Annotated in this window: 13 protein-coding genes; all 13 read right to left on the bottom strand. The window is 67.0% G+C overall.

Annotated features, from left to right (window positions below):
- Positions 1-16: 16 nt before the first annotated feature.
- Genes ACE3P0_RS03045 through ACE3P0_RS02985 form a run of 13 tightly spaced genes read right to left on the bottom strand, consistent with a single transcriptional unit; the run spans position 17 to position 12,960 of the window.
- The gene (locus ACE3P0_RS03045) at positions 17-1,240 is read right to left on the bottom strand and encodes a beta-ketoacyl-ACP synthase (protein WP_374399672.1); all 1,224 of its coding nucleotides are present in this window, start codon (positions 1,238-1,240) and stop codon (positions 17-19) included.
- Positions 1,237-1,962 (bottom strand): 3-ketoacyl-ACP reductase FabG2, encoded by a 726-nt coding sequence (locus ACE3P0_RS03040; protein ID WP_374399670.1) that lies wholly within the window; start codon positions 1,960-1,962, stop codon positions 1,237-1,239. The genes ACE3P0_RS03045 and ACE3P0_RS03040 overlap by 4 nt, the downstream gene beginning before the upstream one ends.
- Positions 1,959-2,408, bottom strand: coding sequence for a hypothetical protein (locus tag ACE3P0_RS03035; protein ID WP_374399668.1), 450 nt, complete (start codon positions 2,406-2,408; stop codon positions 1,959-1,961). The genes ACE3P0_RS03040 and ACE3P0_RS03035 overlap by 4 nt, the downstream gene beginning before the upstream one ends.
- Positions 2,405-3,592 (bottom strand): beta-ketoacyl-[acyl-carrier-protein] synthase family protein, encoded by a 1,188-nt coding sequence (locus ACE3P0_RS03030; RefSeq protein ID WP_374399667.1) that lies wholly within the window; start codon positions 3,590-3,592, stop codon positions 2,405-2,407. Before ACE3P0_RS03030 ends, ACE3P0_RS03035 begins: the two co-directional genes overlap by 4 nt.
- Positions 3,589-4,119 carry a DUF3261 domain-containing protein gene (locus tag ACE3P0_RS03025; RefSeq protein ID WP_374399665.1) on the bottom strand — a complete coding sequence of 177 codons (531 nt, stop codon included), beginning with the start codon at positions 4,117-4,119 and terminating at the stop codon, positions 3,589-3,591. Before ACE3P0_RS03025 ends, ACE3P0_RS03030 begins: the two co-directional genes overlap by 4 nt.
- Positions 4,116-6,482, bottom strand: a complete 2,367-nt coding sequence (locus ACE3P0_RS03020) for an MMPL family transporter (protein WP_374399663.1) — start codon at positions 6,480-6,482, stop codon at positions 4,116-4,118. Before ACE3P0_RS03020 ends, ACE3P0_RS03025 begins: the two co-directional genes overlap by 4 nt.
- Positions 6,475-7,080: an outer membrane lipoprotein carrier protein LolA gene (locus ACE3P0_RS03015; protein WP_374399661.1), complete on the bottom strand. Its 606-nt coding sequence runs from the start codon at positions 7,078-7,080 to the stop codon at positions 6,475-6,477. The genes ACE3P0_RS03020 and ACE3P0_RS03015 overlap by 8 nt, the downstream gene beginning before the upstream one ends.
- Complete coding sequence (locus ACE3P0_RS03010; protein WP_374399659.1) at positions 7,077-7,493, bottom strand: acyl-CoA thioesterase; 417 nt, start codon at positions 7,491-7,493, stop codon at positions 7,077-7,079. Before ACE3P0_RS03010 ends, ACE3P0_RS03015 begins: the two co-directional genes overlap by 4 nt.
- Complete coding sequence (hutH, locus tag ACE3P0_RS03005) at positions 7,486-9,027, bottom strand: histidine ammonia-lyase (RefSeq protein WP_374399657.1); 1,542 nt, start codon at positions 9,025-9,027, stop codon at positions 7,486-7,488. The genes ACE3P0_RS03010 and hutH overlap by 8 nt, the downstream gene beginning before the upstream one ends.
- A complete protein-coding gene (locus ACE3P0_RS03000; protein WP_374399655.1) occupies positions 9,011-10,009 on the bottom strand; it encodes a hypothetical protein in 999 nt (332 codons plus the stop codon). Before ACE3P0_RS03000 ends, hutH begins: the two co-directional genes overlap by 17 nt.
- Complete coding sequence (locus ACE3P0_RS02995; protein ID WP_374399653.1) at positions 10,006-10,746, bottom strand: glycosyltransferase family 2 protein; 741 nt, start codon at positions 10,744-10,746, stop codon at positions 10,006-10,008. The genes ACE3P0_RS03000 and ACE3P0_RS02995 overlap by 4 nt, the downstream gene beginning before the upstream one ends.
- Positions 10,743-12,422 (bottom strand): AMP-binding protein, encoded by a 1,680-nt coding sequence (locus tag ACE3P0_RS02990; protein ID WP_374399651.1) that lies wholly within the window; start codon positions 12,420-12,422, stop codon positions 10,743-10,745. Before ACE3P0_RS02990 ends, ACE3P0_RS02995 begins: the two co-directional genes overlap by 4 nt.
- Positions 12,415-12,960: a hypothetical protein gene (locus ACE3P0_RS02985; RefSeq protein WP_374399649.1), complete on the bottom strand. Its 546-nt coding sequence runs from the start codon at positions 12,958-12,960 to the stop codon at positions 12,415-12,417. Before ACE3P0_RS02985 ends, ACE3P0_RS02990 begins: the two co-directional genes overlap by 8 nt.

The following is a 12,960-nucleotide window of genomic DNA, read 5'->3' as shown; positions in this document are numbered from 1 at the left end:
TAAGGACTGGACAGGATCAAACGCGCCGGAAGATCAACGAAGTGTTGATGCCGCCGAACGCGAAGTTGTTGGACATGACATAGCCGGTGTCGATTGCGCGGATGCCGTCACGGATGTAGTCGAGTTCGCCGCAGCGCGGGTCGATCTCGGTGAGGTTGAGCGTCGGGGAGAACCAGCCTTCGTTCATCATGCGTACCGACATCCAGGCCTCCAGCGCACCGCAGGCGCCCAGCGTGTGGCCCATGTAGCTCTTGAGCGAACTGAAGGGCACCGCACGGCCGAAAACTCGCGCGGTCGCCTGCGATTCGGCGATGTCGCCCTGCTCGGTGGCGGTGCCGTGCGCGTTGACGTAGCCGATCTCGTCGGGCGACAAGCCTGCACTTTCCAGTGCCAGTTGCATCGCGCGGCCCATGGTTTCGGAACGCGGATTCGTTACATGCGAGCCGTCGCAGTTCGTGCCGAAACCGACGATCTCGGCGTAGATCTTCGCGCCGCGCGCCTTCGCGTGCTCGTATTCTTCCAGCACAAGCGTGCCGGCCCCCTCACCCAGCACCAGGCCATCGCGCTTCGCATCGAAGGGGCGCGGCACAAGTTGCGGCGTGTCGTTCGAAATACAGGTCGCGAACAAGGTGTCGAACACGGCCGCTTCGGTGGCGCAGAGTTCTTCTGACCCGCCCGCCAGCATCGCCACCTGGGCGCCGCTTCGGATCGCCTCGAAGGCATAACCGACACCCTGGCTGCCCGAGGTGCAGGCGCTGGAGGTGGTGATGACACGGCCCGTCATGCCGAAGAACACGGCGATGTTCACCGGCGCGGTGTGCGCCATCATCTTGATGTAGGTGGTCGCGTTGATGCCTTCGACCGTCTTGTTGTTGAGCATGTTGCCGAAGTCACCCATCGAATTCGGCGTGCCGGCGGACGAGCCATAGGAAATGCCCATGCGGCCGCTCTGCACCAACGGGTCGCCAAGCAGGCCGGCATTACCCAGCGCGACTTCGCTGGCACGCACCGCCATCAGCGCATTGCGCCCCATGCTGCGAGTCGTTTTGCGGTTGTAGTGGGCCGGCAATTCGAAGGGCGCGGCTGGTGCACCAAGACGCGTGTTGAGGCCCTCGTACTTGGCCCAGTCGTCCATCACCTGGATCGCGTTCTGCGAACCCTTCAGGCGCGCCGACACCGTTTCCCAGTCGTGGCCTAGCGGGCTGATTGCCCCCACGCCGGTAATCACGACGCGCTTCATCCTGCCAATCCTCCGTCTACCACGATCACTTGCCGCGTGATGTAGGCCGCCGCCTCGCTCATCAGGAATGCCACCGTGCCGGCGACTTCAGCCACCGTGCCAGCGCGGCGCAGCGGGATCATGTCGCGAATCTCGGCCGGCATGTCGCTCGTCAGATCCGTCTCGATCAAGCCGGGCGCGACGCAATTCACCGTGATGCGACGCTTCGCAAGTTCCAGCGACAGCGCCTTGGTCGCGCCGATCAGGCCGGCTTTCGATGCGCTGTAGTTCACCTGACCACGGTTGCCGATCACGCCGGACACCGAAGCCAGCGTAACGATGCGCCCGCCCTGGCGAAGTTGCACCATCGGCATCACCAGCGGATGCAGCACGTTATAGAAACCGTCGAGATTGGTCCGCAGCACGGCATCCCAATCGTGTTCCGCCATCGCAGGGAAGGCCGTGTCGCGCGTGATGCCGGCGTTGAGTACGACGCCCCAATAGGCACCATTCGCACCAACGTCGGTTTCCAGTGCGGCGCGCGCAGCAGCGCGATCCGATACATCGAACTGCAGCACGCGTGCAGCGCGCCCGAGCGCTTCGACTTCGGCCGCGACCGCAAGCGCTTCATCGCGCCGGCTACGGCAATGCAACACCAGGTCGAAGCCATCGCGCGCCAGTTGCAGCGCAACGCCTCGCCCGATTCCACGGCTGGAGCCTGTGACCAGAACCGTCCGCTTCATGCTTCGGAACCCTTCAGAAAAACGTTTACATCATCCGGCTGGAACGCCGACAGCGTGGCTTCGGCCAGCACCATGTCATCGCGCGTGATGCGCGCATCGAACGCAGCGAGGCCGTTGTCGCCCTGGAATACCTGCGAGGCGGCAATCTGTAGCACCTCGCCCGGCGCGAAGCCGGGTACATGGGCCACGTAACGGCGCGCACCCAGCAACAGACCAACCTTCACCGGCGTACCTGCCGTCTGCGCCCGAATACCGATCAGCGCCGCGACCGTCTGCGCCATGTATTCGATACCGACCCATGCGCCGACACAGCCGTCGTGGCAGAACAGGGGATCGTCGCGAACCGTCAGCTCACACACCACTGCGTCGCCCTCGTGCGAAACGAGGCGATCCACCAGCCGCATGCGGCCACGGTGCGGCAGCAACGATTCAATCGCCGGCATCATGGCTGCGCCCCGAGAATCAGCGTCGCATTGTTGCCGCCGAACGCAAAGGAATTCGACAACACATGGCGCGGGCGACGGCCCAGCCGCAACCCCGACGTGGCAAGGCACAGCGCCGGCAAGGCCGGATCCGGCTCGCCATCCCACAGATGCGGCGGCAGCCAGCCTTCGACGTTGTCTGGTTGCAGCGCGAGCCACGCGAGCGCAGCCTCGATCGCACCCGCCGCACCCAGCGTATGGCCGGTGAGCGGCTTGGTCGAACTGACGGGCACCGAAGTCCCGAGCACACGTACAATTGCCGGGGCTTCCATGGCGTCATTGTGCGGGGTCGCGGTGCCATGCACATTGACGTAGTCGATGTTCTCGGGAGCCAGGCCCGCACGGCGCAACGCCTCGCGCATCGAGGTTTCGGCGCCCCGCCCGTCGGGGTCTGGTGCCGACATGTGGTGCGCATCGGCGCTCTCGCCCCAGCCCGCCAGACTCACCGCAGCAGGCTCGCGCGACACGATGAACAGCGCGGCGCCTTCGCCGATGTTGATGCCGTGGCGGTTGCGAGAGAACGGGTTGCAGCGTTCTGCGCTGACCGATTCGAGCGCCGCGAAGCCGCTGACGGTGAACGCGCAGAGGCTATCGACACCGCCCGCGATCACCACATCGGCGAGATCCGCCCGCAACAGGCGTGCCGCCGAAATCAGCGCCCGCGCACTGGATGAGCAGGCGGTGGAGATGGTGTAAGCCGGGCCGGAGACGCCCAGGGTATCCGCCAGACAACGCGCGGGTGAGCCGAGCTCCTGCTGGCCGTAGTGGTAGCCCGACGGGAATTCGCCCTGCGCCACGCGCACCCGCATCGCTTGCTCGCCCTCGGCGATCCCCGAAGTGCTGGTGCCCAGCACCACCGCGACGCGGTGCGCGCCGACGCGCGCGATCGCGGCATCGACTTGCACGCGGATCTGCGCCAGCGCCGCGAGCATCAGCGCGTTGTTGCGGCTGCGCTGGCGCTGCGGCAGATGCGCCACCGACGGTAGCGCTGCCTGAACTTCGCCGACCATCACATCGCGCCCGGCGAGGTAGCCCGCGCGCATCTGCATGCCGGGCGCTTCACCGGCGCGCAGCGCAGTGGCCACTGCCGTCGGGCTATCGCCCAGCGCACACAGCAGCCCCAGATGGTTCAGATAGATCGTGCTCATGCTTCGTCGGATTCAATCGTCAGGCGGTAACCGAAACGGCGGTGTTCAAGTGTCGTGCGCCCGCGCCAGCGCGGCTCACCGGAATACTCGATGTGCAGGATGCTCGCACCGTTGAGCAACACGTCGCGGCTGCGCTCACCCTCTTCCACCGTCCAGCCCGCCGGCAGCGCGGCCGCGAGCGCCTCGCGCGGCCAATAGGCCAGTTGCAGGTCGCGCAGGATACGCGCGCCGGACACCGCGTCGGGCAGCAGCGGGCTGCGGTCCTCGCGCAGGCCGCTAGCATCGAGATGCACCGCGATCATGCGGCGCCCCATCGCCAGCGCCGCCAGGTCAACGCGCTCCGGATCGATCGCCACTACAGCTTCGAAACTGCGCGTCTCACCCATCGCCGCAACGGTGATCTGCTGCGTCAGCGTCAGCGTGCGGCCAAAGGCTGCCGGCGCGACATAACCCAGCGGCACTTCGTTGGAGGACGGCCCGGCGCATGCCACGAGCAGCGTCAACAGGAGCGGCAGCCAGCGCCTCATGCAAGCTCCTTGCGCGCGAAGGCCGGCGCCAAGAGCCAGGACGCCCCCACGCCGACCAGGCACACCAGGCCGAAGACCCGCAGCGCCGATGTGTGCGACAAGGCCAGCAAGCCGAAGGACAGCAGCGTGCTGAAGGCCGACAAGGTGACCGCGAGCCACGGGTTGCCATCGTCGTTGCGCGGATGTTCGAGCAGGAAGATGCCGTAATCGATGCCCATGCCCAGCACGATGAACAGCCCCAGCACCGCGAACAACTGGAACGGCAGACCGGCGATGCCCAGCGCCGCAGCAGCCAGCAGGCTCGCCAGCACGGTCGGCACCACCGCACGCCAGGTCTCGCGGCCATATCGGCGCCACAGCAACCAGAAAGAGCCGAGATAGCCCAGCACGATCACGCCGCTCATCAGGCCGCGGTAGCGCGCGATGACGCTCGATATACGGCCCGGCTTGTCGACCCAACTCACGCCGGGAATGCCATCGCCCAGGGTGTGCAAACGCGCCAGCGCCGCCGCGCCGGACACGCCACTCAACAGCACTACGCCAGCGTACTGCGTGCCGAGTCGACCCAGCCACAGACTTTGGAAGGGCTCCGATACCGGGTGCTTGAGCCAGTCATCGAAAGCCAGCGCTTTGCAGCTCAGGCGATCGGCCATCACGGCAGCGTCGACGCCAGTGGTCGCCTCGATACGTTCGCGCCACTGCGGCGCACGGTAAGCCGCTTGCAGCGCCGCGCAGTCGGCCACCTGCCGCGCTTGTGAAGGGATATGCCGCGCCAGCATGTCGTAGCCCGTCAGCGTGCCGTCCGCCACGCGAGTCGCCAGGCGCGCGGCCAGCGCCTCCTGCGCCTGCAGCACCGCTTCCGCGCTGTCCGCCTGCACAACAAAGAACTGCGCCGGGCTTGGCACACCGGCGAGTTGCGCCACGCGCCCCTGCTCTGCCAGCAAGGCCGCCGGGGCCGACTGCAGCGCGCGCACGTCGTCTTGCAACTTGATCTGCGCAAGGCCGAGCACAAGCACTGCCAAGGTTGCGAGCGCCATCGCGACGCCCAAGGGCCCGCGCCCGAAGGTCGGCCAGATCGCGCGCAGATGCCCCATCCACGCACCTACGCCGGTGCCGTGCGTGGCACGCCGCTGCAGGTAGGGAAACCACAGGATCACGGTGAGCCACGCGGCCACCAGCCCGGCGCCGGAGAACAGCGCCATCTGCCGCAGGCCCGGGAACGGCGCCAGCGCAAGCGCCACGTAGGCCAGCACCGTCGTGACCATGGCGAGCCACAGGCCGGGGTTGAGCTGGTCGCGACGACGCTTCGGATCGAAGGGCCGCTCGCCAATGCCGGCGGCGAGAAAGTGCACGCCGTAGTCGACGCCGACGCCGATCAGGCTGGCGCCGAACACCAGGGTCAGCACATGCACCCGCTCGAACACCAGCCAGGTCGCGCTCATGGCACACAGCGTGCCGATCAGCAACGGCAACAGCGACAGCACCAGCGCACCGGGACGGCGGAAGATCAGGAACACCAGCAGCGTCACGCCGATCGTCGAACCAAGACCGATCGCCGCGAATTCATTACGCGCCTCGCGCGCGATCACCGCAGCAATCGGCGCCACGCCGGCGGTGAGGATTTCGGCATCCGGCGCAGCACTCGCAGCGCGCTGCCGTGCCAGATCGAGGTGCTCCATCAAACTCTGCTGCGCATCGAGCGAAAAGGCGCCTTCCTTCAGTGTCAACAGCACGACGCCCCACTCGCGCCCGTCCGCTGCGACCCACAACCGGCCATCGACAGTGCGCACGCGCTGGCCGCTCGCCTGATCCATCATCCAGTCGCCGAACAAGCCCAGCGGATCCTCGCGCCACGCCAGACCACCGCCGCCTGCGGGCGAGAAGAGTCGCGCCAGCGCGTGGTCGGCCTGTTTGTCGGCGCCAAGCGCGAGCAAGGCACGCCCCGATTCGCCGATCAGACCGCCGCGATACGGCGCCAGAAACGCGCGCCATGCGGCCAGGTCGCCACCGCTGACGCGGTGCCGCACCGACGCTGGCACGCCATCGAGCCCGCTCAGCCAAGCATCCACTGCCTTGCGCGTCGTCGTCGCGTCGCGTGCGCCAATCATCACCACCACGCGCCGCTCTGCGGATGAGGCCATGCGCGCAAACGCTGCCTCGGCGACCGGATCGCGGTCGTCCTGCGGCAACAGCGCCATCACGTCGGAATCAGGCCGCGGCCGCTCTACCTGCCACAGCCAGCCGAGGTGCGCGCACGCAGCGAGCACCAGCATCAGCCACAGGCAGGCGAGCGCGCGCCAGCCGCGCTCCGGCAGCCACGAGACTTCGTTGCGGACGTGAAGGGCGATCGACGAATCAGTCAAACTGCGCGGCCTCGGCCTTGCCTAGCGCCGCCGCAGGCGTAATGTCGAGCAAGCGGATACGGGTGCGGTCGCCGTTGGCATCCAGCATGTCCACCGATTCGACGAAACGCTGCCCCGCCAGATCGATCTTCGACAGCACCTGCGCCATCGACGCTTCTCGCGGCACCAGGCTCAGCGCCCAGCGGTTGCCGTCCACCTTGCCGCTCACCGTGAAGCGCTGTTCCAGTTGCGCGATGTCGCCGGACAGCAGCGCGAACATCACGCCGTTGATTGCACGCACCGCCGGCTCCTTGTCGGCCGACATGCGCATCGTCACGGTATCGCCTGCCTTCTGCAGGATCTCGCCCTTGGTCAGCCGCACGCTGCTCACGAATGGCGCTTCCGTCTGCCACAGCACACCGCGTTCGCGCGCGACGATGAAGTGTCCGCGCGAAGCCACCGGCTTCGGGAAACCACTCAGCTCGCGTACCTGCTCAAAGCGGCCACTCACCACCGGCGGCTGCTGCAACAGCCCGCGCACCTTGTCGACCAGCGGGTCGGCCGCATGCGCCACCGCGGCGAGCCACAGCAGGCAGCATGCACACAGCAGGCGGATCACAGGCTCACCCCCAATTTTTCAAACAGGATCGGCGGCGAGACGAAACACATCTCGCCGTTGGCAATCTCCACCGCAACCTGGATCGTCTCGCCCTTGGTCAGGCGCTCGCCACTCGCCGCGTCACGCACTTCGTAGCGGATGCGCAGGCGGTTTTCCCATTCGACGATGCGGGCGCTCACGCGCAAACGCTGCGCGAAACGCGCCGGGCGTGCGTAGCGAACCGACATGTCAATCACCGGCCAGGCATAGCCCGAATCGCGCATCTGCGGATAGTCGTAGTCCAGGCCCTGCAACAGGGCGTGGCGAGCGCGCTCGAAGTAGCGCACATAGTTGCCGTGCCACACGACTTCCATCGGATCGAGGTCATGGAACGGTACCTCGATCTCGATCTCGGCCTGCCAGTTATCACGCATACAGCCCCCAGCGCTGGCTGCGCAGTGCGGCGAGCACACGATGCAGGTCAGCATCGAGTGCACGGTCTTCGGCCACAAACGGAATCAGTTGATCGAGGTCGGCGATGAACTCGCCAAGCTCGTCGGTCAGTTCGACGGCCTGTAGCGCGCGCCGCAGCGCGACGCCCTGGCGCACCGCGATAAGGTGCCCGGCCGCGACCTGCTCCACCAGTTCCAGCACGCGCAGCGCATCGCGCGCGGCGATCGTGCCCATGCTGACCTTGTCCTGGTTATGGCATTCGGTCGAGCGCGAAAACACCGAGGCGGGCATCGTCAGCTTCAGCGCTTCCGCAGTCCATGCCGACAGCGAGATCTGCAGCGCCTTGAGGCCGTGGTTGATCGGTGCACGCTCACCGCTGGCGCCCGACAGGTTGGACGGCAGGCCATGGTTGAAGCGGGTATCCACCAGCAAGGCCATCTGTCGATCCATCAGATCAGCGAGGTTCGCGACGAGGTTCTTCAGGCTGTCCATCGCGAAGGCGACATGGCCGCCGTAGAAGTGGCCGCCGTGCAGCACCTGTTCGCCATCCGGGTCGATGATCGGATTGTCGTTGGCGCTGTTGAGCTCGTTCTCCAGCGTGTTGCGCAGGAAGGGCAGCGCGTCTTCCAGCACGCCGATCACATGCGGCGCGCAGCGGATCGAGTAGCGATCCTGCAGGCGTTTTTCATTGCGCGGCGGGCGATCGGAATGCAGATCAGCGCGCAGCCGTGCCGCCACGCCTTGCTGGCCGGCATGCGGCTTCACCGAGAACAGCGTTTCGTCGAAGTGGTGGGCGTTGCCGTCCAACGCAAGGCAGGCCAGCCCGGTCATGCGCGTGGCAAGCCGCGCGAGGTAGTCGGCACGCTCGATCGCCAGGCAGGCCAGGCCGGTCATCACCGCGGTGCCGTTCATGATCGCCAGCCCTTCCTTCGGGCGCAGGCGCAGCGGCGTGATGCCCCGCTCCGCGAACACATCGGCGGTATTGCGGATCGCGCCATCGACCCACACCTGGCGCTCGCCACACAGCACCGCGGCGAGGTAGGACAGCGGCGTCAGATCGCCGCTCGCGCCGACCGAGCCTTCAGCCGGAATCAGCGGCAGGATGTCCTGCGCCAACAGCGTTTCGATCTGCTGCAGCAAGCCCCAGCTGACACCGGAGAACCCCTGCGCCAGCGAAGTCAGGCGCGCCACCAGCACCGCGCGCGTTTCTTCCGGCGTGAGCCAGCGGCCCAAGCCGCAGCCGTGGTAGGTGAATAGGTGATGCGGCAACTCCGCCACCAATGCGGGCGGAATTGTCACGGTGCAGGAATCGCCGTAGCCGGTCGTCACGCCGTAGATCACGCCATCTTCCGCCAGCAGGCGGTCGAGGAAGGCAGCGCCGCGTTCGATGCGATCGCGGAAGGCCGGCGCAGTGTCGAGCGCCACCGCGGCGCGGCGCTGGCTGGCTGCGACGACATCGTTGCTACGGATACGGGTGCCACCGACCTGGATGGCTGAATCAGGCTTGCGAGTCATGTGTCACGCGCACGGGGCGCGCCCAGAAATCGAAAAAGTTGAACCACTGCAACGGCGTGCGTCGCGTTTCCGCTTCGAGCCGCGCCGCAAACTCCTGCACCAGCGGCTGCAGCGCCGCTTCGCGGTTGCGCCGCGGCAGCACGATGCGATCACGAAAGCGCTCGAAGCGCACGCGAAAGCCCTTGCCCTCGGCGGTCGGCCACATCAGGAAGACCGGCACGCCGAGCACGGCCGCCAGCACCCACGGACCGATCGGGAACGGCGCTGCCTTGCCCAAGAAAGGCGCGTCGAGTACGCCGGCATCCTGCGTCACCGGCACTCGGTCCCCAGTCATCACGATGAAGTCGCCATCGGCAACGCGCTCGGCAAGGAACATCGCCATCGCCGGGTCCAGCTCGGTGACCTGGATCAGGTTGAGCTGGCTGTCCGGGTTGAGCTCCGCCATCAGCCGGTTGAAGCGCGCCGCGTGCCGCGTGTGTACCAGCACATGGATCTTGCGGGCGTCATGGTAGCTCGACGCAAGTGCCCGGCTGGCCTCGAAGTTCCCGAGGTGGGCGGTCACGATGAGTCCGCCACGCTTTGCCCGAAACGCTTCGGCGCACAGCTCGGCGCCCTCGACGATGCAACGTGCGGGGTCAAGCCCGCCATTCCAGACCATCAACTTGTCGAGAATGCATTCGGCGAAGGCCACGAAGTGGCGCAGCGATGCCCAGCGCCCAGGCTCGACACCGCTTTCCCGCAGTCGGGCGATGTACGCAAGTGATGCCTCGCGCGCTCTGCTCGCGCTGAGCCAATAGACGAACACGACCGGGTAGAGCGCAAGCTGGAACGGCAGACGCCCCAGGGTGCGATGCACGCGATACAGCAAGCGCATGCCCAAAATGAAACCGACTTCGTCGATCTGCGCCCAGTGCCGCGCGCCTTGCACAGGCGCAGTCGCCTCATCCGCCCCCGACCGGGGGCTCGCCTGCGAGCGCCTCATGCCGCACTCCGGAAGTGGCGCAGCAGCAACCGCGGCATCCGCGGCAACATGCCGAAGAACAGCCGCGTGTGCATCCACGAAATGGCGAGGTTGTCCGCCAACGGACGGAAATGCGACACCCCGTCCTCCGGATAGCGCACCCGCGTCGGCAGGTTGCAGATCCGCAAGCCCGCCCAATCCAGCCGCACCAGCACCTCAACATCGAAATCCATGCGGCGACCGATGCGCGTGCGCCGAAGCAGCGGCACAACCACGTCCAGCGGATAAACCCGGAAACCACACATCGAATCGGCAATCCGGAACGACAGCGTGTTGATCCACACCCACACATGGGTCGCATAGCGCCCGTAAAGCCGCCCTTTGGGCACGCTGGCGTCGTAGAGCGGGCAGCCAATGATCGCGCGATCCGGCGTCGCCCTGGCCGCGGCCAGAAAGCGTGGCACGTCGGCGGTGTCGTGCTGGCCGTCGGCGTCGATCTGCAAGGCGTGCGTATAGCCCGCCGCCAGCACCGCACAAAGTCCGTCGGACACCGCAGCACCCTTGCCACCGTTCTGCGCGCGACGCAGCAAAGTTACCCCGGCATCAGCCGCCGCCAGCCTGTCGAGTACGGCGGCGCATTCGGCGCGACTGCCGTCATCCACCATCAAAACGGGCAAGCCGTGGGCGCGCAGAGCTGCGACGACTGCGCCGACGGCGTGCTCGTGGTTGTAGACCGGAACCACCGCACAGCACTTCACCGCGCTGCTCCAAACATCAAACGGCCGCTCGCGCAGGTACGCTCGCCGTCGGTGACCCGGAACGCCACAGCCGATTTGGCCGGCAGATGTTCCAGCGACAGCTGCAAGCGGCAACCTGGTCGCACCACATGCTGGAACTTCAACGCATCAACGCCGCGAAACGGCGCCGCAATGCCGAACATGTCCTGCGCCCAGCGCATCGCCCAGTCGAGCTGCGCGACGCCGGGCAGGATGGGTGTATCGGGAAAATGCCCCTCGAACGCAGCGAGCGTCGGCGCCACCTCCAAGGCAATCACCGCCTGCGTGTCGCTCACCGATACCACATGCGCTTCCGGCTGCTCGGATGAGGCACCGAAGAGCGCGCACAGCAGTGCCTGAGGTGTCTTCCCGAGCGCGTTGAGCGGCATCGAATCGACATGCCGCCAACGTCGCGGCAGAGCCAGCGCTTCGACATCGCCGACAACCGCGCTGCGCAACTTGGCGTGGAATGCGGCACGGCCAAGGCCGGCAAACGCGGCCTTGCCCGCATCGCTAAGCACCAGCACGGCACCGAGGCGGCCTTCCGGCAGCAGGCAGCAACGTACATCGCTGATTTCGGACTGGCGCGCCAGCGCCCGCTCGACGGCATCCAGCGACACCCGTTTTTCTTCGACCTTGACGATACGGTCAGCACGGCCCAGCAGGCGAAACCCGCCGCCAATCGCTTGCGCGCGATCGGCCGTGTCGTACCACGCGGCGGCATCCGGCATGAAGGGCGACCGCAAGCGCAGGCCGGTTTCCGCGAAATCGAGTTCGACACAGGCGTGGGGCTGCCACGCCGCATCGACTGCGTGATCGGATTGGGTGCGCCAGGCCACGCCGCCGCTTTCCGAACTGCCATAGACCTCCACCACCGGAGCTCCAAGCGCTTCGCGCACCGCCAGCGAAGCCTCGCGCGCGAGCGGCCCTCCGGACGAAAACACGATCCGCGGTGCCGGCGGCAACGCATGCAGCGCCAGCGCTTCGGGCCAGCGGCGCAGGAAGGCTGGGCTGGAGACCAGCACGGCGTCGCCTTCCGCCAATGCCGCCGCGACGGTTTCGGGATACAGCAACTGTTGCGCGAGCATGGTGCGGCCGCTACACACCGGCCACAGCAGGCGGAACAGCAGGCCGTAGAGGTGCTGGTGCGATACGGTGCCGAGAATGCCCGCCCCCGCTGCAGCCTCCCCCCATACCGATTCGATGACGGTGAGTTCGGTCGCCAACTGGCGCAGCTGCTTCTCGATGGCGACAGGCATGCCACTGGTGCCAGACGTGAAAACGATCAGCGCCGGCAGTTCATCGTCCAGCGCAGTCAGCGTGAAATCGGCCGGCGCCGGCTCGACCAGCGCGTGCGGCGGGCCGGCCAGCCAGCCGTCGACTTCGCCTTGCAGGCGCTGCAGCGTCGCAGGCAGCAAATCGCCGGGCAGCAGCACCGTCTTGCCGGCCGCCCAAGCGCCAAAAAGCCGCACGGCGGCCTCGTCCGCGTCGTCGCAGAACAGCCCCCAGCGCTGACCCGGCTCGGTGCGCAGGCGCGCCGCCCACGCGCGTACACGCGCGAGGAATTGCCCCCAGGAAACGGGCTTGCCGTGGGTGAGCGCGAACGGCGCATCCGGCGCGCGCGCTTGCAGCAGCGCGCTCGACAAACGATCAGACACCGGCGAGCCTCCGCTTGACGCGCTGACGCACCAGCCATTCGACTGCGAACAGCAGCCCCATCGCGAGGTAGGACAAACAGCCGTTGTAGAGCGCCCATGCAGCGTCCGAACCCCACAGCACGGTTGCCAGCGAGATGCTGCCGTTCAGTACGAAGAACCCGCACCAGACTTGCGTCACGCGCCGCACGTAGGGCAAGGCGGCATCCGGCAGATCCGGCTCCTGCAGGCGGGCAAAGCGTTCGATGACGGTCGGCGGATGCAGCAGGCTCCAGCCGAAAACCGCCAGCAAGCCGAGGTTGATCGCAAGCGGGTAGTAGCGCAGCGGCAGCGCGTCGTTCGCGAACAGCGCATACGCCGCAAGCAGCGTCGCCGCCGCCACCCACATCCACGCGAGGCGGTCACGCGGCCCCACCGCGAGACGGGTCAGCGCCGCCACCACCAGGGCAGCCGCCAGCCAGCGCGGCGACACCCAGCGCTGGCCGAACGCCACCGCAAGCGGATACAGGATCGCGAAGAGCGCCAGCACGCCGTTGGGCAT

This window comes from Niveibacterium sp. (genome assembly GCF_041909475.1).
Lineage (GTDB): Bacteria > Pseudomonadota > Gammaproteobacteria > Burkholderiales > Rhodocyclaceae > Niveibacterium.
This window is presented reverse-complemented; position numbering and strand designations above follow the sequence as displayed.